Source organism: Paenibacillus sp. FW507-14B1B, assembly GCF_058781425.1.
Map to the genome: position 1 here is coordinate 630643 of NZ_JBYSWS010000002.1, position 26059 is coordinate 656701.

The 26059-nt window shown below is 38.1% G+C and carries 35 protein-coding genes; 1 reads left to right on the plus strand and 34 read right to left on the minus strand.

Annotation, left to right across the window (positions count from 1 at the left end):
• Position 1: 1 nt before the first annotated feature.
• The 29 genes from AC3WJJ_RS11105 to AC3WJJ_RS11245 all read right to left on the minus strand — a co-directional run bounded on the left by AC3WJJ_RS11105 (position 2) and on the right by AC3WJJ_RS11245 (position 19954).
• Complete coding sequence (locus AC3WJJ_RS11105; RefSeq protein WP_492540533.1) at positions 2-889, minus strand: methyltransferase domain-containing protein; 888 nt, start codon at positions 887-889, stop codon at positions 2-4.
• Positions 889-1692, minus strand: coding sequence for an inositol monophosphatase family protein (locus AC3WJJ_RS11110; RefSeq protein WP_492540535.1), 804 nt, complete (start codon positions 1690-1692; stop codon positions 889-891). Before AC3WJJ_RS11110 ends, AC3WJJ_RS11105 begins: the two co-directional genes overlap by 1 nt.
• Positions 1693-1728: 36 nt before the next feature.
• Positions 1729-2544: a GNAT family N-acetyltransferase gene (locus AC3WJJ_RS11115; RefSeq protein WP_492540537.1), complete on the minus strand. Its 816-nt coding sequence runs from the start codon at positions 2542-2544 to the stop codon at positions 1729-1731.
• Between the two features lie 4 nt (positions 2545-2548).
• Positions 2549-3055: a GNAT family N-acetyltransferase gene (locus tag AC3WJJ_RS11120; protein ID WP_492540539.1), complete on the minus strand. Its 507-nt coding sequence runs from the start codon at positions 3053-3055 to the stop codon at positions 2549-2551.
• 170 nt (positions 3056-3225) lie between these two features.
• Entirely contained in the window at positions 3226-3624 is a 399-nt protein-coding gene (locus tag AC3WJJ_RS11125; RefSeq protein WP_492540541.1) for a DUF4259 domain-containing protein, read from the minus strand.
• A 20-nt stretch (positions 3625-3644) separates the two neighbouring features.
• Positions 3645-4049, minus strand: a complete 405-nt coding sequence (locus tag AC3WJJ_RS11130; RefSeq protein WP_422657573.1) for a hypothetical protein — start codon at positions 4047-4049, stop codon at positions 3645-3647.
• Between the two features lie 172 nt (positions 4050-4221).
• A complete protein-coding gene (locus tag AC3WJJ_RS11135) occupies positions 4222-4785 on the minus strand; it encodes a GNAT family N-acetyltransferase (RefSeq protein ID WP_492540543.1) in 564 nt (187 codons plus the stop codon).
• A gap of 37 nt (positions 4786-4822) precedes the next feature.
• A complete protein-coding gene (locus AC3WJJ_RS11140) occupies positions 4823-5293 on the minus strand; it encodes a hypothetical protein (protein ID WP_492540545.1) in 471 nt (156 codons plus the stop codon).
• A gap of 18 nt (positions 5294-5311) precedes the next feature.
• On the minus strand, positions 5312-5740 hold the full coding sequence (locus AC3WJJ_RS11145) for a DUF6843 domain-containing protein (RefSeq protein ID WP_492540547.1): 429 nt from the start codon (positions 5738-5740) through the stop codon (positions 5312-5314).
• Between the two features lie 73 nt (positions 5741-5813).
• Positions 5814-6461: a FusB/FusC family EF-G-binding protein gene (locus AC3WJJ_RS11150; protein WP_492540549.1), complete on the minus strand. Its 648-nt coding sequence runs from the start codon at positions 6459-6461 to the stop codon at positions 5814-5816.
• A 266-nt stretch (positions 6462-6727) separates the two neighbouring features.
• Positions 6728-7495, minus strand: a complete 768-nt coding sequence (locus AC3WJJ_RS11155; RefSeq protein ID WP_492540551.1) for a GNAT family N-acetyltransferase — start codon at positions 7493-7495, stop codon at positions 6728-6730.
• A 30-nt stretch (positions 7496-7525) separates the two neighbouring features.
• Positions 7526-8512, minus strand: coding sequence for a phosphotransferase enzyme family protein (locus AC3WJJ_RS11160; protein ID WP_492540553.1), 987 nt, complete (start codon positions 8510-8512; stop codon positions 7526-7528).
• Between the two features lie 37 nt (positions 8513-8549).
• Positions 8550-9152 carry a hypothetical protein gene (locus AC3WJJ_RS11165; RefSeq protein WP_492540554.1) on the minus strand — a complete coding sequence of 201 codons (603 nt, stop codon included), beginning with the start codon at positions 9150-9152 and terminating at the stop codon, positions 8550-8552.
• A 106-nt stretch (positions 9153-9258) separates the two neighbouring features.
• Complete coding sequence (locus tag AC3WJJ_RS11170) at positions 9259-9765, minus strand: GNAT family N-acetyltransferase (protein ID WP_492540556.1); 507 nt, start codon at positions 9763-9765, stop codon at positions 9259-9261.
• Between the two features lie 114 nt (positions 9766-9879).
• Positions 9880-10263, minus strand: coding sequence for a RidA family protein (locus tag AC3WJJ_RS11175; RefSeq protein WP_492540558.1), 384 nt, complete (start codon positions 10261-10263; stop codon positions 9880-9882).
• Between the two features lie 84 nt (positions 10264-10347).
• Positions 10348-11826 carry a Na+/H+ antiporter NhaC gene (nhaC, locus tag AC3WJJ_RS11180; RefSeq protein ID WP_492540560.1) on the minus strand — a complete coding sequence of 493 codons (1479 nt, stop codon included), beginning with the start codon at positions 11824-11826 and terminating at the stop codon, positions 10348-10350.
• 29 nt (positions 11827-11855) lie between these two features.
• Positions 11856-13031, minus strand: coding sequence for a MalY/PatB family protein (locus AC3WJJ_RS11185; RefSeq protein ID WP_492540561.1), 1176 nt, complete (start codon positions 13029-13031; stop codon positions 11856-11858).
• 33 nt (positions 13032-13064) lie between these two features.
• On the minus strand, positions 13065-13748 hold the full coding sequence (locus AC3WJJ_RS11190; protein WP_492540563.1) for a helix-turn-helix transcriptional regulator: 684 nt from the start codon (positions 13746-13748) through the stop codon (positions 13065-13067).
• A 247-nt stretch (positions 13749-13995) separates the two neighbouring features.
• Positions 13996-14415, minus strand: coding sequence for a GNAT family N-acetyltransferase (locus AC3WJJ_RS11195; RefSeq protein WP_492540565.1), 420 nt, complete (start codon positions 14413-14415; stop codon positions 13996-13998).
• A gap of 67 nt (positions 14416-14482) precedes the next feature.
• Positions 14483-14788 (minus strand): HAD family hydrolase, encoded by a 306-nt coding sequence (locus AC3WJJ_RS11200; RefSeq protein ID WP_492540567.1) that lies wholly within the window; start codon positions 14786-14788, stop codon positions 14483-14485.
• Complete coding sequence (locus AC3WJJ_RS11205) at positions 14785-14949, minus strand: hypothetical protein (RefSeq protein ID WP_492540569.1); 165 nt, start codon at positions 14947-14949, stop codon at positions 14785-14787. The genes AC3WJJ_RS11200 and AC3WJJ_RS11205 overlap by 4 nt, the downstream gene beginning before the upstream one ends.
• A 218-nt stretch (positions 14950-15167) precedes the next feature.
• Complete coding sequence (locus tag AC3WJJ_RS11210) at positions 15168-15875, minus strand: SDR family NAD(P)-dependent oxidoreductase (RefSeq protein WP_492540571.1); 708 nt, start codon at positions 15873-15875, stop codon at positions 15168-15170.
• Between the two features lie 32 nt (positions 15876-15907).
• The gene (locus AC3WJJ_RS11215) at positions 15908-16438 is read right to left on the minus strand and encodes a DinB family protein (protein WP_492540573.1); all 531 of its coding nucleotides are present in this window, start codon (positions 16436-16438) and stop codon (positions 15908-15910) included.
• 43 nt (positions 16439-16481) lie between these two features.
• Positions 16482-17201 (minus strand): metallophosphoesterase family protein, encoded by a 720-nt coding sequence (locus AC3WJJ_RS11220; protein WP_492540575.1) that lies wholly within the window; start codon positions 17199-17201, stop codon positions 16482-16484.
• 116 nt (positions 17202-17317) lie between these two features.
• Positions 17318-18253 carry a GNAT family N-acetyltransferase gene (locus AC3WJJ_RS11225; RefSeq protein WP_492540577.1) on the minus strand — a complete coding sequence of 312 codons (936 nt, stop codon included), beginning with the start codon at positions 18251-18253 and terminating at the stop codon, positions 17318-17320.
• Between the two features lie 50 nt (positions 18254-18303).
• Positions 18304-18747, minus strand: coding sequence for a hypothetical protein (locus tag AC3WJJ_RS11230; RefSeq protein ID WP_492540579.1), 444 nt, complete (start codon positions 18745-18747; stop codon positions 18304-18306).
• A gap of 112 nt (positions 18748-18859) precedes the next feature.
• Positions 18860-19042: an HAD family hydrolase gene (locus tag AC3WJJ_RS11235; protein ID WP_492540581.1), complete on the minus strand. Its 183-nt coding sequence runs from the start codon at positions 19040-19042 to the stop codon at positions 18860-18862.
• Positions 19043-19062: 20 nt separating this feature from the next.
• The gene (locus AC3WJJ_RS11240) at positions 19063-19392 is read right to left on the minus strand and encodes an HAD family hydrolase (protein WP_492540583.1); all 330 of its coding nucleotides are present in this window, start codon (positions 19390-19392) and stop codon (positions 19063-19065) included.
• Between the two features lie 22 nt (positions 19393-19414).
• On the minus strand, positions 19415-19954 hold the full coding sequence (locus AC3WJJ_RS11245) for a GNAT family N-acetyltransferase (protein ID WP_492540585.1): 540 nt from the start codon (positions 19952-19954) through the stop codon (positions 19415-19417).
• A 264-nt stretch (positions 19955-20218) separates the two neighbouring features.
• On the opposite strand from AC3WJJ_RS11245, the gene AC3WJJ_RS11250 reads away from it, so the two are divergent.
• A complete protein-coding gene (locus tag AC3WJJ_RS11250) occupies positions 20219-21232 on the plus strand; it encodes an LCP family protein (protein ID WP_492540587.1) in 1014 nt (337 codons plus the stop codon).
• Between the two features lie 106 nt (positions 21233-21338).
• Here AC3WJJ_RS11250 and AC3WJJ_RS11255 read toward each other — a convergent pair whose 3' ends face one another.
• The 5 genes from AC3WJJ_RS11255 to AC3WJJ_RS11275 all read right to left on the minus strand — a co-directional run bounded on the left by AC3WJJ_RS11255 (position 21339) and on the right by AC3WJJ_RS11275 (position 26022).
• Positions 21339-21845, minus strand: a complete 507-nt coding sequence (locus AC3WJJ_RS11255) for a GNAT family N-acetyltransferase (RefSeq protein WP_492540589.1) — start codon at positions 21843-21845, stop codon at positions 21339-21341.
• A 40-nt stretch (positions 21846-21885) separates the two neighbouring features.
• Positions 21886-23673 carry an ABC transporter ATP-binding protein gene (locus AC3WJJ_RS11260; RefSeq protein ID WP_492540591.1) on the minus strand — a complete coding sequence of 596 codons (1788 nt, stop codon included), beginning with the start codon at positions 23671-23673 and terminating at the stop codon, positions 21886-21888.
• Positions 23661-25184: an ABC transporter ATP-binding protein gene (locus AC3WJJ_RS11265; protein ID WP_492540592.1), complete on the minus strand. Its 1524-nt coding sequence runs from the start codon at positions 25182-25184 to the stop codon at positions 23661-23663. Before AC3WJJ_RS11265 ends, AC3WJJ_RS11260 begins: the two co-directional genes overlap by 13 nt.
• Before the next feature lie 22 nt (positions 25185-25206).
• The gene (locus tag AC3WJJ_RS11270; protein ID WP_492540594.1) at positions 25207-25437 is read right to left on the minus strand and encodes a hypothetical protein; all 231 of its coding nucleotides are present in this window, start codon (positions 25435-25437) and stop codon (positions 25207-25209) included.
• Positions 25438-25614: 177 nt separating this feature from the next.
• Positions 25615-26022 (minus strand): hypothetical protein, encoded by a 408-nt coding sequence (locus tag AC3WJJ_RS11275; RefSeq protein WP_492540596.1) that lies wholly within the window; start codon positions 26020-26022, stop codon positions 25615-25617.
• Positions 26023-26059 lie beyond the last annotated feature (37 nt).

Below are 26059 nucleotides of genomic sequence, written 5' to 3' on the forward strand. Positions count from 1 at the left end.
ATCAATCCTTAATACTTACTGTCCCAAAGGATATTTTCATGTTAGGTGCATAAACCAACCATGATTCATCATCAAATTCCTTCGCAAAAGTGGATTCAGCTTCATATTGTTTTCTAGCCTCAGATTCGGTTAATCCTCTAGCCATTAAATTGTTTGTGAACTTTGAAATATCATCAGAAGTTTGTTGTCCCAAGCCTTCTTCCTTCAATGCACTAAATAGCATATGCTTACTTGAAGTATCCATGTTCTGATCAAGGAAGTTAACCTTATCGCTAACCCTGCACCCAACGTTCCTTACTCCCAACTGACTTAGCAGGACTGGTAGTTGGATTCCGATGTTCCCACTTTTTCCAGTTCGCTTCATATCTTCTTCATATAATTTCTGAAGTACACCCAGTTGAATCACTTTACTTAGTTCAATTCCATCCAGAAAATTGTTCGCCATATTCCCGATCCAATGCGGTTCGAAGCAGATCACCATTCCATTATCACGAACACTATCCATCATTTTCTGTACAATTCTTTTTGGATCAACCATATGTAATAAAAAAGCATGACTTACTGCAATGTCATACTTCCGTTCTAACTCGATGTCTTCAATGTCAGACTCTATAAATTCAGTTTCATAAGATAGTTGTGAGAATATTTCTTTCGCTTCATTCATTAATGCAGAACCCTTGTCAATTCCCGTATATGTTGATCCCGGCGGTAGCAATGGAAGGAGTTTCAAGCCCAGATAGCCGAATCCACAGCCATAATCTATGATTTTTACAGGTTTATGTATCTTCCACACACGTTGGATGAGAAATTCTAAATAATCGTCGTTGTAATATAACCATCGGGTATTTTTAAGATATTCGATTTTATTGTCCCAGTAGTATTTAGACATTACTGACCCAATCCTTCTCTAACCATTCTAATCAAGTCTTCTTTATGAGCTGGGTGGCAGGCAATAATATACGGTTCTTCATTCATACCGGTAAAGGGATTCCCCTCAAAATCGATCACGATTCCACCAGCCTCCTTAACCATCAAAATACCTGAATATAAATCGTCCCCTTCCGAATTGTAGAGAACAATTCCGTCTATATCACCTTTAGCGAGCATGCACCATTGAAGTGTGGGGGCCCATAATCTCATCATCCTTTTAAATTTAATATCAATATATTGCCTTAGCTTCACTGCCCTGATGTCGTTCTGTACTTTATGTCCTTGAATCCAGCCTATATTTCCTTTGAAAATGTTAGGGTTACTCTTCATTTGAATCGGTCGATTATTAAAGGTTGTTCCTTGTCCAATCATAGATACGAATAATCGATCGGTTAAAGGTTCATATACGACTCCCATGACAGGCTCTCTTTTATACATCAATGTTATTGAAGTCGAGAAGACAGGCAGACCAATCGCGAAATTATTCGTTCCATCGAGAGGATCAATTAACCATAACCAGTCACTCTGTGCTCCGATAACTCCGGCCTCTTCACTATGGATTTGGTGCTCTGGAAAAGCAGCTTGAATTTGCTTAATGATGATATCTTCGGCTAAAAAGTCTACTTCGGTAACAACATCCCCAAACTCATCTTTAGATCTCACTTCAATAAAGTTATCAAACCTTTCTTTGGCAATCAGACCCGCTTCCCGAATGACCCTGACCGATAAATCTCTAGCACTTTGGATGATCTTTTTATCCATTTCGCACCTCACTTGTTTTAGAATCCATTGAGCCGTTTACTGAATTTTGTAATAATATATCTGATAGTCAAAATAATGAGTCATCCCTACCGACTCAGCCAATCGAATGGACCCTTTATTCTCTGGGGTACAATCCCAGTAAGGATGAAGCCCTCGTTGAATACACTCCTCTACAAAAGCGCTAGCCACGGCAGCACCATAATTTTTTCTTCTATATTGTTCTAAAGTCTCGATATCAATAGCGTGGGTTTGATCCGCAACAAAAGAAGAAAAGCACGAACTTACCACCTTGTTATTTTGTATAGCAATATAGCCAAATCCATGCTGTAAGAAAGAATCTATTGAATCCCAAAAATGATAGATCTTCTGCTCCAAAAACGAATGGTTATCTAATTGTTTTGAATAGAGTAGTTCCCTATCGATACGTTGAATCGTTAATTCATGATTTTGAGGCTTCATAGATGCCAATCGATCCATTAATCTAAACACATGTTGATTGTCGCTCGATATATTGCGGTTAATGAATATTTCATCTAACGTATTGCCCCAAGTATCCATTTCAGCACCAATCTCCACCCAATGAACATCTATCTTTTGTAGCTGGGGTTCAATATGCGTTCTCATGTATCCTACTAGATCGGAGAGGAAAGCACTACTACATACATCTCCAACGATCTGAAAGCCCTTTTGACCTTCGATCCAGATTAATGCAGCCGTAGGTTCTGACGGATGATCAACATATACCCTGCCAGGGTTATTCCCGTCCACTATTGCTCTAATCTCGATATTCTTACTCTTATCCGTTAAGTGCCTTACTTTATAAAAGTCTTGGTTTTTAAGTTCTGTTATCATGTTTTCACCCCCTTTTTTCATACAAATTAGCGCTCCAACCCTTCCCATCTATTCTTCTTATGTATTCGAATCCATAGTCTATGTAGTACTGATTAAGCCTTGAATTATCTGCCATACAATCGAGTCTTATTAACGTCTTACCATTTTGTTTAATATGTATTTCTGCTGATCTTAGAAGAACCCTTCCAATTCCTTGGCCTTGATAATCTCTATTCACTGCAAATCTATGAATATAGCCTGCATCTAGTGAATCTAGCTCTTTCCAAATCAACGGATCTGACCATGTAATCACATAGGTTCCTACAATCTCATTGTCTAATTCAGCAAGATAAACATTCGATCCGTTCGTCATAAATTCCTGAACTTGCCCGAGATCAAAGTACTCTGGACGCCACTGATAAATTCCCTTTGAATTTAGCCATTTTGCAGATTTCTGCCACAGCTCTAAGACCACAGCGGCCTCATCCAATGACGCAGGTCTAATATTGAGATCGGTTTCTATGCGCTCCATAGATTTCACCTACTTAAACAGATTTCGTTTTCATTTCAGACTTTTTTTGTTTAATTGAAAAGACCCCACCATAGATAACGCTTATCTTTGGCAGGGTCGTTGGTTGTCTAAAGCTATTCGATTATTATCAGTGTCCATTCACAATCATATCTTCTAGTCTACTAAAATACTCAAACTACTAATCTATTTTCCAACTCTTTAACAGTTTTAACCCAATCCTCATAATGTTCCGTTTCTTCCCATAAATCTTTGAGCTCGGATTCAGCAAGTATCTTTCTCAGCGCTTTTTGAGCCACTTCGAGTAGATTAGCACCTTGTCCTTTATGCTGCTCGATCCACTCTTCAAGGTCTTCATCATCATGCTGTTCTGTTGCCGGTCTATTATGCAACGCCGCTAATACTTCAATCGCTCCAATAGCTGAAGATGCGGTATCTGCATCTAAATCATCTTCATCAAGCACCATTTCGATAAATTCAGAAACTAATTCCAAGCCTTCCGTTTCTACCAGGTCACCGATCCAATCTAGCACTGTATCATTATCAAAATTCCCATATCCCCAAGCTCCCATGTTTTAACCCCTTCAATCTGTTATTTATCCCAATCTTGTTTCAATAGTTTATAGTATACATTCACATTATCTTCAGATCCATTAATGATTCTCTTATATACTTTTGCGGGTGGGTAAATTTCTGATTCTCCTACTTTTAATGCAATTGCATCCTCAAATGCGCTGCTCATTATCCATTCCCCACCGCATTGTCTGATTATAGTTTCGCCTAAATACCCGCCCCATATCTTTGCCATATGATTAAGCTGTTCTTCCGTTGGACCTCTTGAAAAGATTTTCTTTATTCCTTTTGGAATACCCTTATGATACTGTTCAAGGATTTGATCCAATAGAATTAGACTTTCTTCAGTGAAATTCAATTCAACATTCAATTGTTTTGCAAGGTCTAAAGCATCCTCCGCATAGGCTTGCATCATGTCCGTCATGGTGTATTGTGTCATCGTCTCTGTCCTATTCTCTATGTATTTCCCAAGTGAAAAAATATAATAGGCTGTACATGGGCACACCAAGTATAGCCTATTTGATAACGTTTTTATAGAAAAATGTCCCTAACTGGCTTGTATCAATCAGCTACGATAATGTCACATTTTTTCCGCCTTATTTATATATTTTATAATAGTTGTACTCTTCGTCATCAATTTCAATGACTCTCTCGAATTCGAATCCACACTTCTCAATAACTTTATTAGAAGGATTATTATTCAATAGAGCTATTGCGCTTAATTCTTCAATCTCTGTATTGTGAAACAGGTAATCTATCATCCCTTTAACAGCTTGTGTCGTATATCCTTTGTTTCTATGGTTTTTTGATATCCCATACATTATCTCTCTATTCGGTTCAGGCAACTCGTCCTTTATTCCAGAACAACACCATCCAATAAATTCACCATCGTCCTTTAATACCATAGCTAAACGTAGCCTAAGCTGGTTCACATGTTTCTCTTCATTAACTGCCTGAAGAAACTGGTTATTCTCTGGAATCTCATAATGAGCTAACCAGTCTTCTCTCATCTCTTTGGATACATTCCATCCAGGTAAATATTCAAAAATCTCTGGCTGCCACGTAATCTCATGTAACGGATCAAGGTCCTCCATGCGGTATTCACGTAGAATGATATCTGTACAATCGATCGTAATTTGATGATTCGTGCTAGAATTCATGATCTAAGCTCCTTAATGTCTCGAATTGATGCTGCTGTTATATCGGCTTCCGTAGATCTTGATATAACTTCATAAAGAGATCTTCACCATCAACTACCCAATATCTTTCCTGAACAGGCACTAATCCATAGAAGTCTTTATATTCACCTAACCATCCTTCTGGAACATAATCTTCAAATGACATAGGTTCAGGATACAATGAATAGAACTCTCTCTTATCAAAATTAACATAGATCGTGGGTAGAAACTCCAACACTTCATCGTAATTTTCAAATGCATCCTTCAGATCTTCTAACATATCAGATAACTCTGAAGTTGGAACTCTATATTCTTCAATTCTTGGTAAGAAGTCCTTAGCTGTTGATTCATTCAATATTTCAATTCCAAATCGGTCTTCCATCTCAAGGTTCAAAAACCAATATTCTCGTTCAGTAATATACCAGCTCCACGAGCTCTGAAAAACAACTCCAACAATTAAAACATGGGCATATTCTGGCATTAACTTCATATCGAATACTTCCTTTTGTTATTCGTTATTCGGACGATTCCCAAGCATAAAGTCCTCGCCACACTCGGAATTTGTTACTTCCATCTTGGTGAAGTGGGTTTCAACACCATCTGAGCTCGTAGAGCCCCCAGTACCCTTTACCTGTACACATAGCGGATCAATTACCGTTCGTTTCCCTTTCTGATCCACATAATAATATTGGTCTATAACCTCACCGTAATCATACATAGGATTAGAAGTTTCATATCTTCCGTTCGCATGAACCGGAATTACGTCATATTTCCCTTCTTTTTCAAGTTTAGGGGCATCTTTAACGTTATAAGTAACTGTAATATCTCCTTCATAACCTTCCGGTATTAGATAGAGATCATAGGTTCCTCGATTGTATTTAGACGTGCACCCAATGGTAAGGGTCAGTATGAATACAGCAAAGAATATACGTTTCATAACTTTTCATTCCTCATTAAGTATATTTGATAAACAGATTAGAAAAGGCTGCCTTTCAAGGCAGCCTTTAATGTTATTTCTGAATGGAGAGAATAAATCTCTCGAGAGGTCCTGTATCTGTAATGCTCTGATTACATACCGTGTTATCCATACATACGTATTGGCCAAAAGCAGCGTAATTATCCGGTGAAGCACTTGAGGATTTCGTCTTAACCGAGAAGAATGCGAGCTCGTGATGTCGATTGCAGAACATGCAATACCCCTTCTTGTGTGTCGGCGTAATCCTTCCCTCGATACCGACGAACCGATCTTCGAACGGATATACAATGAATAATTTGTTCGTTGCAATATCTGTCCAGCTTAGATATGTCACATATCTAAAATCAATGGATCCAAGATCAGGAACCTTCAGCTTCTTATTCTTAGGAAACAACTTTTGAATTTGTTTTAACGTAATTGGCGGATACGGAACCAAATATGATTCTAGTGTACTAAGATATTTCTGAAAATCTTCCGCTGTCTCGAAAGTTGATACTTGCTCCAACATCTTCTGCTGTTCCTCTGACAGATAAGAGAAGACGTCAACAATGTTCTTCGCAGTAGTATATCTTACCGTCTCCAAAACCTTCCGATCTGCAACAGTTCGCAGTGTCTTCAACAGGAAATTAGCATTTTTCTTAATCACATTATATTGATAGTTTCTAATAAATGGTGTATTCATAGGTTTCAGCCCCTTATTCAATATGAAAAAATCATAAGGTGCAAAGCCTGTTATTAGAAACGATAAAATTAAGTTGGGCGATCGAATCCATTCTATCGCACCTCACACAAAGTATCGCCCTAGGTTAGGCTTTGCATGAGGACCTCCTAGCTAATGAGCAATTCAGCGTTGCCATCTACATAACCCCCAATCACATATCATTCAAAAATTATAACAAAAAGTCCCAGAAGGAGCAATTTAGTCTCTGATGGGACGATTATATTAAGTTATTCAAATACGACCATTTCTCCGACATCTTTAAATCCAAATCGCTTATAGATATTGATCCCATCATCTGAAGCCTGTAATACAACCGGTTTTTGTTTATCCTTCGTTTGATTTAAAAGGAACTGAAACATTTCGCTGCCAAACCCTTTGCCTCTAAATGTTTCTTTTGTCATCACATCATAAATACCATAACTATCTTTACTTTCAATTAATAAACCAGTAGTCACGGTCATTTCACCTATGCAGCCAATAAACATTTGAACTTTAGCACCTAATTTAACTTGTGAAAACTTATTAAAATAACTTTCTAACGCTTCTTTTTCTGGTGATCCTTCGAATAGGCACATAAAAACCTCTGTGTATTTCATAAGTTCTTCATTACTTTTCACAGAAGTAATGATAAGCTGTCTGGAATGATTCTGATCAACATGAAGCGTATTTTCAAGTTTCATCATTACATTACGTTCTGCTTCTTCAAGACCATATTCTTGCATAAACTCTCTCCATGCATCGTTTAACAACTTAGCATCAACCCACGTACTAAAGGGATATTCTTTAGAAATAAAATTATCGATTCCATATCTAATCTTATCTGCATTGTGAATAATCGGGGATTTTGGCAATAAAACATTGAATGTATCCGTGGGAACTTCGGTATTCGCTATGACGAAATCTTCTTCACTTGCTAGTTTCCCACTAACTGCATGAGTAAACAGTTTTAACTTTTCTTCGAAATTATTTATAACTAATTGATGATCAGTAATCATGTTTGCACCTTTCCATTTTAAGTAGTAATCCTAGTAATCTACTATCGGTACCCCTCGCTCCAGTCGCTCTTGGCTCTCCTTAATGTATGCATTAGTCCAGTTATCTAAATTTGAAAGATCAAAACTTCGGTACATTGCGATATAAACGATAAGTTCCCTCAATCTCAGAAACAAACGAATGTTATCCATTGAAGCCGTATCAATCGCTGTATTTCGTTCATAGCCTTTAAGGAAAGACTTTAGAAATCTACTAGCCTGCTTATTTCTTTCTACTATTGAATCATCAAGTACAACATAAACCATATAAAACATTTGAATAGCTATGTCTTCTGCGTACCAGCTATATTGGCATTCATCAAAATCAAAAAGCGTTATTTTATCATTGTCCACAAAAAAGTTTCCTACATTGATGTCACCATGAATAAGTCCATACTGATCATTTTTTCTTAACTTATTTATCTGATCCGCGAGCTCTTCATAACTCTCATATATCTGATGTTGATTCAAAGGAACAAATCTCTTCATGTTCTTTAAATAAGAGTTCTCTGTCCAATGGTGACGCACTATTTCCTTCCTACTTGGAACATATCTCTTCGATAATTCATGAATCTTTCCTGTGATTTCGCCACACATTTCGGATAAGGCATCATTATTCATGCACTCTGGGTAAAAGATCTTTTTGCCCGGTGCTTTCTCGAATGAAGTCGTTATAAAACTTGAGTTCTCAAGTTCGATAACCTCAACTTGTCTATCATACTTCGATGGTACAGACTTACTGACGGATACTCCATTTTGATGCAGATAATCTATCCATTCAAGTTCCCCTCTGACCTCATCTGAGTTTCTATGAGAGCTGTGAGTAATTCGAAGAATATATTGTTGTCCATTTCGGTCATACTCATAAACGAAATTTTGAAAGCCACCGATATACTTTAATTCTGAGAAGTCTAAACCAAATGAACTTGCAGCATTTTCAAGTACCTTGTCATTCATGAGTTCTTTAATCTGTTGTTCCAAATGAGTTCAACTCCTATATGTGTTACTTCGTTCCCACTCAATATTCCAGAGCGAAATAGGATTTTAATAATCTTGAATTCGAATATTGTTCATGCACAAGTTTCATTAGCTCCTTCCAACGCACTTTAATCTCACTGTAATCCATATCTGCTAATTGTTCCTCACTCACATTACTATTCATAATCTTTAATATTCCTTCTAAGTCTGCACATGCCTGCTTCCATATCGTATAATCTTTTTCTGTTTTGATAATATCGTTTAGATTCACTCGAATGCTCTCAAAAAACCGAGACACCTCACCTACAGAGTCATGTCTATTCCTATCTCCAATGGTAAGATTCCAATGATTAGATGCAATTGAAGATGTCTCTGTAGCTATACTCATGTTTGAAATAATATCATGAAGCCACACTTTTACATCCACTTCATCAAGAGTTCCGTTATTTATTTTTTCATTGACTAGATGAATCGAGTTATAGGGTATCGATATTCCATATGAGTAGAATCGGTTAACCAGAAGCGAGTAGGTTGCCATCTCTGACTTGTTAACTTCTTTATACTTCATGAAGAAGAATATACTCGTCCCCACTAAGGCAAGAATTAAGACGACGACACTGATCTTTTTAAACCGTTTTGGCATGTTATAGCCTCCTTAATAAAATGAAAGACCAAGTGTACGAACACTCGGTCTTCTTTATTAACACATAGCTTGGGCAGATTGAAATGCCTGATACAAATCCTCACGATCACGTCAATTTTTTCGTTAAATAAAGTGCAACATCATCATCAATTAACACGGTATCTCCGCGTTCAACATATCCTTCACCATGATATATACCCTTTCCATCAGGGATATACCCGCGCTTTGCGTATAGAATTTGTGCATTACCATAATCAGAGAACACACCTACCCCAATCCCGGCGATATCAGAACGCTCTTTAATAACCGCTTCTGCCTGATCCATCAATTTAGAGCCCACACCATAACGACGATATTTGATTAACACATTAAAATCATTGATCTCAGGGATTCCCTTCTCTTTAAAAGAGGGATAATGAGATTGCCATAGTATATTTACATAACCCGCAAATGCCTGGTCCACTTCAGCAATTAATGACACTCTGTCACCATTTTGTTGTTCTTCGAGATACCTAAGATACAAATCTACAGGTTTGTCCCATCCTTGTTCTTTGAATGATTCAGAGATAACTACAGGGTCTTGCTCATTCAATCGTCTAATACGGATATTCATATGTACGTTCCCTACTTTCATCTTTTGAATGGATACCCTAGCAATAATAGGAATGATTAAATTATACCAGATAAAAGAAACCACCGGTTTCCCGGAGGTCTCGATTTACGATGATTATTTAACTGCGATGACCTCAATTTCTACAAGTCCATCCTTTGGAAGCTTCGCAACCTGAACAGCACTGCGTGCGGGATAAGGCTCTGCGAAAAATGTGGCATACACTTCATTCACCGTTTGGAAATCGTTCATATCTTTTAGAAAAACTGTAGTCTTAACAACGTGCTCCATCCCGTAACCTGCCTCTTCCAATATCGCCTTCACATTGGATAAGGATTGCTTGGCTTGCTCGAGCACTGAATCTGGAAACTCTCCAGCAGTATTCATACCAAGCTGTCCGGAAGTAATGATCATATTGCCAAATTGCACAGCTTGTGAATAAGGACCGATAGCACCTGGAGCGTTTGGAGTTGCGATGGTTTTTCTATTTTGGATTGTCATTTAGAATCTCTCCTTTATTTTACATATCACTTGTGTTTCATTATTCATTCATCCTGAAAATACACACTTACTACTGTATAATGGCTAAACCGTTTTCACTTCATCGTACTCTTTCAGCATTTCTTCTTGCTGCTCAGGTGTCAGCTTGGTAATCCCAAAGCCTGTGAAGCCCCAGATTGTTGCAAAGATTATACCCGTCCAGCATAGGATAGCCCAAGGTAAGTAGGACAGTGTTGCAACGCCAAGCGTGCCCGCCATGTATGCTCCTGCTGCGGTCCATGGGAGAATCGGTTCAACAATTGATGCCGAGTCTTCAATCGTCCGGCCTAGATTCTTCGGATGTAGCCCCCGGCGGATATAAGCTTCTCTCAGCATTTCACCAGGCATAAGGATGGATACTTGACCATTACTTGTTACACCAATCATGGTCAAACCAGTTGCAATCGTTGCCAAAATCAGTGAACCGGTCGAACGCACATACTTGAGAATTTTATTCACAATCAATTCCAGCGATTTCGTCAAAGAAATGGTACCTGCGAACGTAATGGCACAGAAGCAGATCAATAATGTTCCCATCATTGAGTTCATGCCACCTCGATTGAGAAGACGTGGAATATCTGGGAGCACCGCAGCCGCATCAAAACCTTGAACGTTAACCATTGCAACATCGAAGCCGTTAATAACGGAAGAGATCACATCATGCAATGTAAATCCTTGAAAGATCATACCGTTCGCCAACGCTACAAACGAAGAGATCAACATCACTGGGATCGTAGGTTTTTTGCGAATCGATCCATATAATACGATCAATACCGGGAGTAACAAGACGAGATTCCAGTTAAATATGGTACCTAGTGTATCCATAATCGTAACAACCTTCTCTGGAATTGCTACATCGGCACCGCCGCTGTTGAACCCCGTAATCAGAAAGACCGTTCCAGCGACAATAAAGGATGGTACTGTTGTATAGAGTACGTGACCAATATGTTCATACAAATTTACACCAGTCGAAAGCGCTGCCAAGTTTGTTGTATCAGATAGAGGCGATAGTTTATCACCAAAATAGGCACCAGCTACGACTGCACCAGCAACAGCAGCCAAGTTTACATCCAGACCTGCTCCAACTCCCATAAATGCAACCCCGATGGTACCCGCAGATCCCCAAGAGGTACCTGTACACAAGGAAACAATTGAAGTAACTATAAATGCCGTGATGAGCAAAAATTGTGGATTGATAATGTCGAGTCCATAATAGATCATCATCGGTATGGTACCGCCGATCATCCATGCCCCAATCATAAATCCAACGGTAATCAAAATTAGAATCGCTGGCATGGTCTTTGCAATCTTCTGCGCGATAGAACTCATAATATCATCATAACTATGTCCCAACTTAATAGCGATGATCCCAGCTACCACGGTGGAGATGATGATCAGCGGTTCTGGTGGCAATTCGAACAGAACGTACCCTAAACATAAGAGCAAGATCATGGTCACGATCGGTAGTAAAGCTAAGAACAGCGTGGGTTGCTTAATCGTCTTTTCCTGTTGTAGTTTAGCCATTGTAGGTTCCCCCTATGGATGTGTTCAAATTATCTGCTTCTTAAAGGGTAGTTCCTTGCCATTCGTTCAAAAGCCTCTTGCAATACCGCTCTGGGAGCACCGATGTTCAAACGTATAAATCCTTCACCATCTGTACCGAATGAAGTCCCAAAACTCACGCTAACTCGGCTTTTATTCTGAATCCATTCGATTAAATCGCTTTCATGATGACTAATACTTCTACAATCTACCCACAATAGATAGGTTCCTTCGGCTTTCACGATTTTTAACTCAGGCATATGCTCAGCGAAGAAATCTTCCGTGAATGATATATTATCTGTAATATAATTCCGAAGCTCATTTAGCCAATCATCACATTCGGTGTATGCGACCTCAAGTGCTGGCGGAGCAAAAAAAGTAGGATTATGAATACCAGCCTGACGCAATCCCTGCTGAAACCGCTCTCTTAAATGTTTGTTCGGAATCACAATGTTAGCGATTTCAAGGCTTGCTAGATTGAATGTTTTGCCTGGTGAAGTGCAGATGATTGAGCGTTCTGCGATCTGTTCTGACAGTTTCGCAATAATGGTATGCTCATGTCCTTCGTGAATAAAATCTGCATGAATATCATCCGATACGATCAACGCATCATAAGTAATGCACAGCTCGGCTATGCGTTCAAGCTCGCATTTTGTCCACACACGCCCAGTTGGATTATGCGGAGAGATTAGCAAAACCATCTTAACTCCCGCTTGTATTTGCTGTTCCATCGCTTCAAAGTCGATTTCATATCGTCCATCTTTAAGTTGTAAACGACTTTCTACAAGTTCCCTCTCATTGAGTTCAACAGCATTTGCAATCGGTTGATAGGCTGGGGTATGCATTAGAATACGGTCCCCCGGTTCTGTGAACCGCTGAATCATAATGGATACCGCTTGAATAATCCGAGGACTAAAGACAATCCACTCTTGCGGTACATTCCATCCGTAGGCTCGATACAGCCACTTCTGCACCGTCTGATAATATGGAGGGAACGGATCGGTATATCCGTAGATTCCATGCCTTGCCATCTCACTAACCTTTTCTACGACTTGTGGAGGCGCTTGCAAGTCCATGTCTGCTACAGAAATAACGACCATATCTTCACCAAGGCTGTCCACCACGCCGTCCCACTTGGCACTATTAGTACCTAATCTACTGATCACTTGATCAAAGTTATAACTCATCATGTTCACCTTCTTGGTATGGGTTCTAGATGTTTATTTCAGCTTTTGTAAATAACGATAGACAGTTGGTTCTGATATCGATAATGCGTTTGCTACCTGTGAAACGCCGCCCTTCAGTAAGAAAACGCCAAGATCATTCAATTCACGAACAATCTCAATCTTCTCCTGCGATGACAATCGTTCCGGTGGAATCGTTAATCTATTCGTGACCGAAGATACCATATGCTGAAGCAGATCATCCGCATTCCCTTGCAAATACTCGGTAGCTTGCTTTTTTTCCTTTGGCGCTTGATCTAGAGTAGCAGGTGCTATATAAGGGGTAGGTCCTCCCTGCAAAATATGTTGAATCCATTCCGCTGCTACTTCCATATGTGTAATATCAATGTTCAAGCATAGCAGTCCAACCAGCTTCCCCTGATCAGTCTTAATAAAGTAGGTAGATGAGCGGAAGCTCTGGCCCATTTTCCCCGACGCTCTATAGTTCGCAATATACTGTTCCTCATGGTAAGCTTCGGTTTTAAGAATTTTCAACACGAGGTCAGTAGATGCATCTCCCACTTGTCGACCACTAATGTGTCCATTCTCAATATGAACAATCGAGTGCTCCGGATCACTGATATCATGCACAACGACTTCACATTTCGGACCGATAATGGCTGCAATAAAGGATGCGATCGGAAAATATTCCTCAAGATATTGCCTATTCTCACTCCCCATGAACGCCGAACTCCCCTCTCGGTTACTTTTAAAAAACCAAGGTTTATTTATTCTCTTAATAATAATTTATTATCTTGATAAAATCATATCATGTTAATAAAACGCTTTCAACTATTTTTTAGTGGAAAAAATATCAAAAAAGCCTGCATAACCTACCTCGGTAGATATACAGACTTTAAATTACGAGCTTGAAGATCGATTGACACATCATACCAACTGGTTGGATCTTTAAGTAACAATTGCTAATCTACTTAAACAATGTAATTGTCCAGCTTTGAAATCCATTCTTCTCGTAAAATCCCATCGTATTTTTCAAATCCTTGTTAGCTGAACTTACCATTATTCTATTCGTACCCTTTTCTTTGACATGACTAGTTACTTCACTTAATAATACTGAACCTATTTTTCGTTCCCTGTAATCTGGATCAATATAGATCTCATCAATTTCAAAATAGGATTGTTCCGATTCCTCAAAGATTACGAAGCCTTCGTTCTTCTTCACTTCGCCTAATAAATATCCAATAACTTTTTCATGATCGATTACGATCCAGAATTCATTGCTTACGTAATGCAGTAGATCATCGATTGAATTTGCCTTTAATCCATAGGTAATATCCTCTTCTTCCCACACCTTCGATAATGCCGCAACTTGATGTAGATCATTCATTTCTGCCCTTCTTATTATCATCACAAATCCCTCGTTTGATGAATTGTGGTTGTGTATGATGTTTCGCCTAAAGTATATCTAGCAATTCTCTTAAATGCTTAATTGTATGTTGAGGTCTGATTGTTACTTCATGTTTCCAGGGCTGATTGACTTCAATCCAAATGGTGTTCATCCCAGCTTTTCCAGCTCCTTCAATATCATTTATGGGATGATCTCCAATATAGACGCATTCTTCAGGTTTTAGTTCGATCTTCTCGTATGCCATTTGAAATATCTTGATGTTCGGTTTCTTAATACCGGCTTCTTCAGAGACAATAATGAAGTCAAAATCATTTCTTATGCCTAGTTGATCAATCTTGCCATATTGAATCATATTTCTTCATTTGTAATTAATCCAACTTTATACTTCTGACGTACATACTGAATCGTTTCTGCTGCATGTTCCATGAACAATGCATTCGTACTATATTGAGCACTATAATAATTCAACAAATCAGAGATTTCCGGTTTCACTAACCAAGGGAGTTCTTCCAATAGCTCTGCAAATAATTTATTCTTGTCCTTATATCCATCCTCATCTAACTCAATAATCCGATGTACGATGTCCTCAATCTCTTCTCATGTTGAAAATATGTATTAACAAACGAATTAACAAAGTCTCTAAATGTGCTTATTCGATCTAATAGCGTATTATCCAAATCGAAGATGACTGCTTTTATGTTCTCCATCGTCTACCCTCCGAATCTTAGTTTCTACCAAGGCATGTTCTGAACAAAAGGTTGTACAAACAATCCTGTATCATTAATGTCAACCTTTCTTATCCATTTATAAATGTTGTCAGCAGCAATAGCTGGATCTGTATCTGCGTCTGTTGAGCGCCCTCTTGTTAATAATTGTCCTGGATGAATCGCACAAACGGTTATGTTGTCCTTCATCAACTCTTCGCCAAGACATATCGTAAACATATTCTGAGCAGCCTTAGCCATCCTATATGAATATGAAAATCCTCGGTTTTTAAATTCTCCAGATGCCATTCGACTTAATGAGCCTAATCTTGATGAGACATTAATCACCCTTGGATTATCTGATTTTCTTAAATATTGGAGACATGCTTGAGTCGTTCTGATCGTCCCTAAACAATGAATATTAAATAGGTTATTTACCTCTTCTGTTCTTACCGTTTCGATTAAAAATTCAGACCCCGATATTCCTGCATTATTAATCACAATATCAAGTGAATCTGTATTTCTACTTAAGTTAGTTTTTATGATTTCTATAGAATCATCACTTGTTAAATCCGCAACTATTGGAAAACATCCTGAAGGAAATTGCTTCTGTAATTGTTCCGCTGCTTCAACAGTTCTTACTACCGGAAATGTAATAAACGAACCTGAATGAAATGATTTTTGCAACTCGAGGCCTAGCCCTCGGTTGGCACCCGTTATTAATACACTTTCCATTGAACCCTCCTACAAAATAGTTTTTGCGAACACTAATTTAACAGAGAATTTTCAACATACCATTTTCTAAGCTGATTAATATGAGCTTGATGGTAGCGATTATGATCAGCCATATGCCACAGTCCCCACCGGATCGTTGCTTGCTTTTCATTTTCATGTCCGAAAGTGACGGTTCGATCTAGGTCAGCATCAGTTAATTGTGTGCATGAATCCTTCAATAGGTTTATTACATCTTCAGATCTAGAGATCAGCGTGCTCAGCGACAAACCTTTGACCATCGGAAGTCTATTATTTTCATCAATCATGGGGCCATATTGTTCTTTTAATGTCTGAGGAAGGGGTTGACCCTTTATTCTATAGACCCAATTCAGATCCACAACCAAGATATGTTTTATTAACTGAGCCGTACTATTAAATTTATTGTTAGGACCCTTGTAATCCACCTCTTCTTGCGACATACCATCAGTAATGAATCGTAGCCGCTCATTATTCTGTTTAACTGCAGAATATAACATGCCTACTGTAGGTGACATATTTGCTTCGCCTTGTAGATCGTAAAGCATTTTAGGTCCTCCTCATTATTTATTTCGAAAAACCTATTTGGATTTAATATTGTACGCCATGAAAAACCTTCAGTATAAACTCTCTATCTGGTATTTTTAGTTCCTCATACGATCTTAAAAACTCTGAATTATGGTATGGAACTTCTCTTAACTCAACCTTGATATCATCTTCTGAAATGTGGATTATTCCATATCTGGCTACTGGTTTATCGTAACATCCTAATGATCCTGGATTTAGATAGACTCTTGATGCTGATACAAAATGGTGAACAGTATGATGGTGGCCGAAGCCTACCAAACTATAATTAGTTCCTGCGTAGATAAGGTCGAGCTTCTCAGTACTTGGATTTTTATCAATAGATTCAAACCAATTATCTTTATCTAGATGATAGTGACTAAATAACAGGTTGTGATTAAGTATCTCGGTACTTATTCTCTTAGGCCATTTACTCATGAATTCTATGTATTGTGGATCAATTCGTTCAGCTAACCATTTATGATGCAATCGTTCATTATGATGTCCTTGGGGTGGATCATCATTGTGATAAGCTGCTATAACAGCTAAATCATGATTACCTACTACAAAAGTTACATCGTTTCTTGATGTTAATATTCCAAGCACGTCATTAGAATCTGGACCAATCCCAACTACATCCCCTAAACAATATATATGTTCTATACTCTTCTCAGTCATATCATTCATAACAGCTTTTAAAGCAGGACTATTACCGTGTATGTCAGTAAGTATAGCGATTGATTTCATCTTCACACTTCCTTAGATGATCATCAGTATTTAAGATAAGAAAATGACCCGACCTCAGATAACTGTAATCTTAGGCCGGGTCATTTGTTGTCTAATTATCTTCCGTGATTATACATCTATTCCCTTGTTTTTTTACAACACATTTTATAACTTCGCCATTCTTTATATCCAATCTTGCCATACCACTCTGTTAACCATGTCCACCCTAAATAGCTATGAATCACACCTCTTCTTTTCAAACCTTCCGTTGCTTTTAAAGCTATGGCCATACCGATTCCCTGTTCTCTCAATTCTTCCTTTACACCGAGTGCTCCAAACCCGCCCATTTGGTCAGACAATATTCTTTTCCATCTAAAACTATGCTCGAATTTCCCGTTAAATGGACCGAATAGTAAAACAGAACCTACAATATTTCCTTTTTTATCTTTTGCCAACAAAATATCACTGAGATCCGCTTGTTGAGAGAAAATCTTATAATATAAATACCAGTGCCGGAAATATGTTAATTCGAAATCTAACAACTTATTCATATCCTTCTGATTTGCTTCTGTAATTTGAATCTCTCTATTAATAGGAACACTAGAATGAGGATTAAAGTTACGCAAATCACCCAATAAATCAACACTACGTTCATAATAATCCCATCCACATTTTTCGAAAAACAATACCGCTCCAGAAAGATCTTCAGGAATCCCTGGCCAAAAATATGAGTTCGAACCGGACCCTAGCTTTATTTCTTTCACACCTAAAGATTTAAGATATTTTTCACCGATGGAGAGTAGTTTTCTACCGATACCTTTTCTACGTTCTTCTTTGTTTACCATGATTAATACAATAGAACCATGCAGAACTGAATTTGTACCCTTACCTGTGGCCAAGAAACCAGAAATCCTACCGTCCATCTCAATGATAAAGTGGGAATTTCCAGTATCATTATCTAGTATTATTTTTTCGAGAAATTCAAAATCAATGATCCATTTGTCCCCGAAGCTAGTATTCCATAATTCAAATACTTCCTTCATATCATTCCTAATAAAATTACGAACTATCATTTATATCATCCTTAATATTTCGGAATGCGTCTTAACAAATTCATTAATACCTAATCATCTGCGCTAAAAAATGTTTCATTTGATATTTTGAATAACTTGTCTGTTGCTTCATGACTATCTGGGTCTTGCACCAGTTGAAAAAATATATCATGTAGCTCTTCAGTTCTGGCTAAAACTTTGTCCTTAGACTTGTCTTCTCTTAATGAAATATATAGGTTGTGTAAACTGATATCTAAATCATCGTTTGATTCCTCATATGAAGTTAGTTCCGACATTGCAGCCACATTATATACACTTGATATCATCGCTCTATAGGAATAGTCATTAACTTGCATACTAAAACTACTGAGAGCATTACTTAGCTGGTACTTAAATGCAAGATCAATAGAATTTTGGATTTCAGTCCTTTGCCTTTGGGATTCAACAAGCATAAAACTAAGTATGCAAACACTTAGTGATAAAAGGACTATTATAATAGTATATTTCTTCTTCATTCAATAGCTCCTAATAATGAATTTCATCACACATCTTCCTATGATATTTCTGGATCACGAACCTAAGCTAGGCAGGTATTATTTTTGAAAGCTTTTATCGATTAAATCCATCTTACCCACAAAATCTTTCTAAAATCATTGCCACACCATCGAAATCGTTACTCTCTGTAATCTCATCCGCTATCTGTTTTAATTCTGGTATGGCATTCCCCATGGCTACTGAATATCCAAATGTCCGAAATAATCCGATGTCATTATGATCATCACCAAACACAATGACTGCGTCGCTGTTCAAGTGGTATATCTTACACAGTTTTATTCCATTGTTAATTCAATATCTGGATTGTGAAGCAAGCAATGGCTGATGATTTCGGCAGTTAAAGAAGAAGGAATGGATTCATAGATCTCCGTATTGGAATGTCTGCAGATGACTTGCGCTCCATTATAGTACACAAATGAACATATCTCGAGTAATGAATCAGGAAGGAACTCTTTTACCGTACGTGGTGGACGAGCTGTCGCTATTATTATTTTCATTCCTAGTCTGTAACACGATAGAACAGCTGCCAGGTTTCGCTCCGAAACTTGTTTACTAGAATTGAGATATGTACCGTCCAAGTCCAGGACAATAGCCGAAATCTTCATAACTTCCCCCTTAATTTAGTTTCTACGTAGCCATCACATAGTGGACCTTTTCACAACTTTCTAAAAAATCATCCCGCTCAACATAATATAGATCATAAATATGCTCCGTATGATTAATCGACTCAAATAATTGCTGATTTATATCATTTGCAAATTTGACATAGGGAAGCTTATCTACTGCTTTTTTCGATCGTATATTTTGTTTGCGAACCTTTAGAAATACCGTTTCAATAGGATGTTCAAGAAACAACTCAGCTAAAAACGATTCCTTTGCACGTTGATTATACCCTTTTCCAAAGTAAGGGGTTCCAATCCAGGTAGCCAGGAAACCTGTGTTATGAACCCTATTATAGAGATCAATCGTACCGATCGGATGACCCATCTCATTTAGAATAGTTCGCGAAATACAGGTCTGCTGTTCTTCTTCAATAATTAATTGTCTGGTCACGAATACATATTCTTCATACGATTGGCATCCATAACGAACATAAGGAAAAATCGCGGGATCCATCATTAAGTTGTACAGTAAATGGCATTCGAGCAAATCACGTTTTTTCAACATGTTATCTACCACCTAGTCCTTTTCATTTCGCGGTATCAATCCACTTCAGTATATAAAAGGACATAGGGGAATACATAAAGTCTACATTTCCTTAGTGTAAAATTCAGCAAAATAATGGCTTTCCTACTCATTCTAGAGACTTAAAAACTCACCTACCAAGGAACTTTGTTGATTTTTCTGGAAATTGATCTAGAATAGGGAAGTGACTAGAAAGATGTGCTTCATACTTTATTTTACAATTTTTCTTGAGGAGTTGTATGTTTGATGGAGTCAAGGAAGCTTCGAAACCGCAAAAAAATAAACAAAAAGAAATGGATCAGTATATCACTCTTAATTCTCATCATTTTGGCTGGTGCCGGGTATCTATTTAGAAAGGAATTATCTATTTTTGCCTTTAACACACTTCTAAAAAAAGACGTTGAAACCGCTCTAAAAGAATCTTATAAACCATTAGACAATAAAAAAAGAAATACGAAAACCGTAGACAATGAACCTTTTTCCTTACTTCTTCTTGGAATTGATCAACGCGATCAAGAGCCTAGTCGCTCCGATACCATCATCTATTCAGTCATTCGACCTAAAGATAACAAAATATTGTTGGTCTCAATTCCTCGGGATTCTTATACGGACATCATTGGTAGGGACGTAAAATCAAAGATCAACTCCGCTTTTGCTCATGGAGGAGCAGAAATGAGTATAGACACGATTGAGAATCTACTAAAAAATAAAGTTGATTATTATGGCACTGTAAATTTCAATGCTGTTATAGACACGGTTGATGCCCTTGGAGGAGTAAAACTCCCTATAACTAAGTTAATCGAAAATAAAAATCCGATTCATGAGAAACTAAGAATTGAACCTAACAAGCCATTATATTACGGGAAAGAAGCCTTAAGTTACGTTCGATACCGTGAGGATTCTGACTTTAAACGTACCGAGCGCCAACGTATTTTTATAAAAGCCTTGATGGAGAAAGTTTTAGAATTAAAAAACATCACGAAAATACCTGAACTCATCGAAATTGCCGGTGCTAACTTTGCTACCAGTATGGATCCGGATTATATTTTAGATTTAGCTGAAACCATTTTTCTAAAGGACGCTGCCCCTGTTATTGAGAGTTATATGTTACACGGCTCGGGGAAAATGAGAGGAAACACTTGGTTCTATGACATTGATCCAGTAGATTTAGAATATACACAAAGCCTTATTTCGAATTGGCTAAGCAGCAGTATCACTAGTGCAGAACTTATTCAACCTAAAGATAAAGACTCGGAGTAGACATCAGTTTAAATACATAATTTTATAATAACTATAAAGGCACCCGTTTTTATAAACGAGTGCCTTTATCTTTATTGTGAATAATTTTGTATCTGACCCCTCACAATTACTCACCGATGGTTTTTTCGTATAAATTAATGTTCCATGCTATTTTCTTCCTAATAAATTCAAAGCCCATTTTCTGATAGTATTGATTTAGCTTCGTGTTATCACTTATACAATCAAGTCTTAAGAGTCGTTTGCCTTTACCTTTCAAATAATCCTCAGTCCATGTCAAAATTCTCGGACCAATACCCGTTCCCTCGTACTTTCGATGAACAGCAAACTTATGAATATATGCTGCCTCGAATGTATCAAGTTCTTCCCAAATTTCTGAGTCTGACCAACAAATTATTAATGTCCCTACGATATCTCGATCTATCCTTGCTAGAAGAACTTCTGCGCCTTTATCTATGTACTCAATGATATCTTCAATATGGAATGAATCCGGATCCCATTGATTAATTCCCTTATTCTGAAGCCAAATAGCAGAGCCCTTCCAGAGATCTAACACAATTGAACTTTCTTCGATTGTTATGGACTGTATATTAAGAATCTCAGTATCAGAATGCATCATGAATCTCCATTCATCTTTTATGTATTTCAGTACATATTTATATATACCATCCCGCTTGCAAAGACCACATATTATGGTACTCCCCTTTACATTTTAGCAACTCATCATGTGTACCTATCTCCGCAATACGGCCATTTTTCATGACCACAATACGATCACACAAGCGCGCCATACCAAGGCGGTGAGAAACTAAAATCGCAGTCTTATCTTTTGCCATGCTTAGAAACCGATCGAATACTTCCGCTTCTGCCTTTGGGTCTAACGCTGCACTTGGTTCATCCAATAACACAAAAGGGCTACTGCGCATAAATGCTCGCGAGATCGCTATCTTCTGCCACTGACCTCCAGATAAATCCGTACCGTCAGCAAATTCCCTTGTTAATGGGGTCTGATAGCCATTAGCTAGAGAAGCTGCTACTAGGTCGGCTCCTCCCAGCTTTGCCGCATTTTCTACTGCTTCCTGCATATGCATGTGTTCTACGTTCCCGTAACCTATATTATCGTATAACGTAAACGCATAACGGTTAAAGTCCTGAAATGCTGCTGTCGTGTTTGCTCTAAGACTAGTAAAATCTGCGTCTATTAAGGACACAGAACCATATAAGACTCTCCCTTTTTGAGGTTGATATAGCCCAAGCAACACTTTTACTAACGTCGTTTTCCCTGAACCGTTATCCCCAATGATAGCTAATCGCTCACCAGCTTGTATTGTGAAGGATATATCGTGAAGTGTATTTTCCTTTTGCTGTGGATAACCAAAAGAAACATCTTGAACATCAACATCTACCTTAGCATCTACAAGCTCTCTGCCTTCTTCCTCTTCAGGTTCCAGATCAAGATAGATGAATAAATCGTTCACTCGAAATAACATGTCACGAAAATAACTAAATCTACCTACAATGGTGTTCACACCATCTTTTAATACTTGTAAAGCAATAAGAATCGCACCAAATTGAGATGCTAATAGATCTCCTTGTGTGACCGACCATGCTGCCCAACCCACCCCGAATGCTAGTCCAATAATCCCAATGATCGATAGACCTGCTCGTACAAAGTTTTGATTCCGTTGTTGGCGATATAATGGATCAGCAACTTCCCAGTAAATATTGTGCCACCAGCGAAGGAGTGAAGAAGACATACTGAACATTCGAACTTCCTTTGCAGCCTCGCGAGATGTCATCACGTTCTCTAAATAGTTCAACACTCTTTCCTTCTCGGTCTGTTGTCTTTTCAAAAAGAATGTTGATTTGGATTGGACCCACTGTGCAATAGGTACAGGTAAAGCAACAACGATTAATGCGATGAACAACCACATATTCCATGTACTGAGCAAGATAATAACAGAACTGACCGTAATAACAGATCGGATAATATCGAATATTTCCATTAACAAATTAAAAAATTCTCCCGGCTCGGTCATATTTTGAGCTCTGTTAAGAATATCGTGGAAGTCAGCCCGTTCAAATGTTTCTAATCGAAGACGATGTGCTTTCTCCTGTAGCTGTTTTGTGAGCGAATCTTCTAACTCTTGTTGTAACTGCTCTATATAAATCGAATAGAACGGCTGAATGAATCGATCCACAAGAACGATAACAGCCCAGATGGAGATGATCACTAACAGTTCGGTGAACCTATGACTTCCTTGAAAGACAAGAAGTACTTCCTGAAAAATCTTACTGACGATATACACCGAAACTCCTGGTAAAATGCCTTGAAAAAGCAGCATACTGAAAATGATCAATGATTTTTTAAGATCAACAGTCATCATCCAATAGAAAAAACGATACAGCGAATATAAGGCACTACCATTATTCATTTGTACCATTGTGACTGGACCTCCCACATACCCGAGTAAACCCCTTTTTGATCCAATAATTCTTGGTGACTTCCTTCTTCTACGATACATCCATTTTGCATAACAACAATGCGATCTGCTAAACGTGCCGACCCTAATCGATGACTGACCAGAAGTACAGCTTTCCCTTGAAACGCTGCTGTATACTGTGCATAAATGTTTGCTTCGGCGTTAGGATCTAATGCTGCCGTAGGTTCGTCTAAGATCAGAAGTTGTGGATTCCTAATCATCGTCCTACTTATGGCTATACGCTGCCATTGACCACCCGACAGACCTTGCCCGCCATGGAATAGATGACCGATGTGCGTATCATATCCACGAGAAAGATTGGAGATAAACTCGTCAGCACCGCCAACGTTAGCCGCTTGACGAATCGACTGCATCTGAGAGGATACATCTTCGAGACTTTCTCCCTTTCCGGTTGCAATGGATTGAGCAGCAGTAAACTCAAAATTGAAAAAATCTTGAAAGCAAGCGCTTACAGATCGCTGCATACTTTTATAATGGATATCACTATATTCTATATCATCCACAAGAATTCGACCTTGCGTAGGTTTATATAAACCTAATAGTATTTTGACAAGTGTACTTTTACCCGCACCATTCTCGCCCACAAGTGCAACAAGCTCTCCCTTTTTAAGGTGAAGATTAATGTGCTGCAACGATGGTTTGCTCTGACCTGGATAAGTGAAACTAATATCTTGCAAAGTTATGCCTCTTTCTATGGTTTCAGGAAACTCTGAATGAGGTGTGGTCTTCTCTCCTTCACCCGCTTCCGATAAGAAACTTCGGACATAGCCCGTTGTGATCGAATCTGTTATCATCTCTCCATATCCAGAACTCACTTGCTGGGCCGCATTCTGCATCCGTTCTACAGCTTGAAATAAAGATATAAAAACCCCTACGGTGATGGCCTTTGCTGACACAAAAAAAGCCAATAGGATTACAATAGATACTTCAACAAAATAGTAAATAAGAATAGAAGGCAACATAGATAATTCTAAGTTCCTCTTCTTATTTAACTGTGTCTTCCTGAACTGAGTACGCTCTTCTTTCCAACGACCTATGAGGGTGCTAGAGAGTCCAAACAATCGAATCTCCTTTTGCTCTTTACGACCCGTTAGCAATCGATCAATATAGGAGATCCTTCTCTGCTCCTCAGTTTGATTATAGATAAGTTCCATCCATTGATTCGAGTATCTGGCCTCATATAATGCTCGTGGAATAACTACATCTACAAGAACAATACTTATCCACGGCGATATGATCCAAAACAAACTTGCTATCGAGACAACCCCTATTATTCCCTGTAAAAACCAGAGCATATAGTGAAAAAAATGTTCCACTTTCCCACCAGGATTATTACTGCGTTCTAACCGGTCGTAACTTGAGCTTTCTTCAAAAAACAATAGCGGCAACTGCGTTGCTTTCTCTAATCGTTCTTTCCCAACAGAGTAATTCAGCTTTTGCCTCAATCTCACATTCAAAGGATCACGAAATCTCTTATAAGATTTCGCTCGTTAGGATCAGCGTTGCTGCTAGAGCTACAATCCATGACACAATATCATTAAACGCATTACTACCAGAACCTGCTGTTTGAATTACTGTATCGATGAGCCTTTGTGTAACATAAATTGTCAAGGCAGGCGCAAGTCCTTCTAGCATATTAAGCAGTAATAGTAGACTAGCAGGTATTAGAGCATTTCTAAATATGATGTCTAATGACCACTTCAAATTGGATAGCATTTTTCTAAATGTGATTCTTTGATTTTCACTCTCCAAGCAAATTCACACCTCTATTTTTAAATGCACATATTCATTGTTATATGAATCATCAGATTCATTATTAACATCATCATAAGTTTCCCATTGTTCTATTCCATTCACTAACAATTTCACTTCCCAGACTGCTTACAAAATTCCAGTTTGTTTAAGATAGCTCATTCCTTTTATCCTGTACCGTTCTATAAAATCATTCGTTACGTGCTCATGCTTAATAATCCCCATATAATCTGTCCCCGGCTTAATGGGCTTGTAGTCCGATTCTATTAGATAAATATTGAAATAAACTCTATTCTTGTCTTCTGTCAACTTTAAGTCATCGATTATGCTTAATAATCGATTTAACTCCATACACTCAAATTCATTCTCCTTTTCAATTATGTAAAACGGATAATTCATATTTTCAAGTTCGAGTAATCTTTGATAGTCCATCAAGTTTCTCGGTATATTCTTAATGTATTCTTGAGCGTTTCTCATTTCTTTAAATATTCCTGATATCCAATGGTTCTTCCCATTTGATGCTTTGACAATATACACTTCCGTCCTCCTTAAGGGAATTCCCCCTGGTTTGTTC

Coding starts and splice junctions, on each gene's coding strand:
- AC3WJJ_RS11105 (WP_492540533.1), bottom strand. CDS start 889: ATGTCTAAATACTACTGGGACAATAAAATCGAATATCTTAAAAATACC.
- AC3WJJ_RS11110 (WP_492540535.1), bottom strand. CDS start 1,692: ATGGATAAAAAGATCATCCAAAGTGCTAGAGATTTATCGGTCAGGGTC.
- AC3WJJ_RS11115 (WP_492540537.1), bottom strand. CDS start 2,544: ATGATAACAGAACTTAAAAACCAAGACTTTTATAAAGTAAGGCACTTA.
- AC3WJJ_RS11120 (WP_492540539.1), bottom strand. CDS start 3,055: ATGGAGCGCATAGAAACCGATCTCAATATTAGACCTGCGTCATTGGAT.
- AC3WJJ_RS11125 (WP_492540541.1), bottom strand. CDS start 3,624: ATGGGAGCTTGGGGATATGGGAATTTTGATAATGATACAGTGCTAGAT.
- AC3WJJ_RS11130 (WP_422657573.1), bottom strand. CDS start 4,049: ATGACGGACATGATGCAAGCCTATGCGGAGGATGCTTTAGACCTTGCA.
- AC3WJJ_RS11135 (WP_492540543.1), bottom strand. CDS start 4,785: ATGAATTCTAGCACGAATCATCAAATTACGATCGATTGTACAGATATC.
- AC3WJJ_RS11140 (WP_492540545.1), bottom strand. CDS start 5,293: ATGAAGTTAATGCCAGAATATGCCCATGTTTTAATTGTTGGAGTTGTT.
- AC3WJJ_RS11145 (WP_492540547.1), bottom strand. CDS start 5,740: ATGAAACGTATATTCTTTGCTGTATTCATACTGACCCTTACCATTGGG.
- AC3WJJ_RS11150 (WP_492540549.1), bottom strand. CDS start 6,461: ATGAATACACCATTTATTAGAAACTATCAATATAATGTGATTAAGAAA.
- AC3WJJ_RS11155 (WP_492540551.1), bottom strand. CDS start 7,495: ATGATTACTGATCATCAATTAGTTATAAATAATTTCGAAGAAAAGTTA.
- AC3WJJ_RS11165 (WP_492540554.1), bottom strand. CDS start 9,152: ATGCCAAAACGGTTTAAAAAGATCAGTGTCGTCGTCTTAATTCTTGCC.
- AC3WJJ_RS11170 (WP_492540556.1), bottom strand. CDS start 9,765: ATGAATATCCGTATTAGACGATTGAATGAGCAAGACCCTGTAGTTATC.
- AC3WJJ_RS11175 (WP_492540558.1), bottom strand. CDS start 10,263: ATGACAATCCAAAATAGAAAAACCATCGCAACTCCAAACGCTCCAGGT.
- nhaC (WP_492540560.1), bottom strand. CDS start 11,826: ATGGCTAAACTACAACAGGAAAAGACGATTAAGCAACCCACGCTGTTC.
- AC3WJJ_RS11185 (WP_492540561.1), bottom strand. CDS start 13,031: ATGAGTTATAACTTTGATCAAGTGATCAGTAGATTAGGTACTAATAGT.
- AC3WJJ_RS11190 (WP_492540563.1), bottom strand. CDS start 13,748: ATGGGGAGTGAGAATAGGCAATATCTTGAGGAATATTTTCCGATCGCA.
- AC3WJJ_RS11195 (WP_492540565.1), bottom strand. CDS start 14,415: ATGAATGATCTACATCAAGTTGCGGCATTATCGAAGGTGTGGGAAGAA.
- AC3WJJ_RS11200 (WP_492540567.1), bottom strand. CDS start 14,788: ATGATTCAATATGGCAAGATTGATCAACTAGGCATAAGAAATGATTTT.
- AC3WJJ_RS11210 (WP_492540571.1), bottom strand. CDS start 15,875: ATGGAAAGTGTATTAATAACGGGTGCCAACCGAGGGCTAGGCCTCGAG.
- AC3WJJ_RS11215 (WP_492540573.1), bottom strand. CDS start 16,438: ATGCTTTACGATCTACAAGGCGAAGCAAATATGTCACCTACAGTAGGC.
- AC3WJJ_RS11220 (WP_492540575.1), bottom strand. CDS start 17,201: ATGAAATCAATCGCTATACTTACTGACATACACGGTAATAGTCCTGCT.
- AC3WJJ_RS11225 (WP_492540577.1), bottom strand. CDS start 18,253: ATGATAGTTCGTAATTTTATTAGGAATGATATGAAGGAAGTATTTGAA.
- AC3WJJ_RS11230 (WP_492540579.1), bottom strand. CDS start 18,747: ATGAAGAAGAAATATACTATTATAATAGTCCTTTTATCACTAAGTGTT.
- AC3WJJ_RS11240 (WP_492540583.1), bottom strand. CDS start 19,392: ATGAAGATTTCGGCTATTGTCCTGGACTTGGACGGTACATATCTCAAT.
- AC3WJJ_RS11245 (WP_492540585.1), bottom strand. CDS start 19,954: ATGTTGAAAAAACGTGATTTGCTCGAATGCCATTTACTGTACAACTTA.
- AC3WJJ_RS11250 (WP_492540587.1), top strand. CDS start 20,219: ATGGAGTCAAGGAAGCTTCGAAACCGCAAAAAAATAAACAAAAAGAAA.
- AC3WJJ_RS11255 (WP_492540589.1), bottom strand. CDS start 21,845: ATGCATTCTGATACTGAGATTCTTAATATACAGTCCATAACAATCGAA.
- AC3WJJ_RS11260 (WP_492540591.1), bottom strand. CDS start 23,673: ATGGTACAAATGAATAATGGTAGTGCCTTATATTCGCTGTATCGTTTT.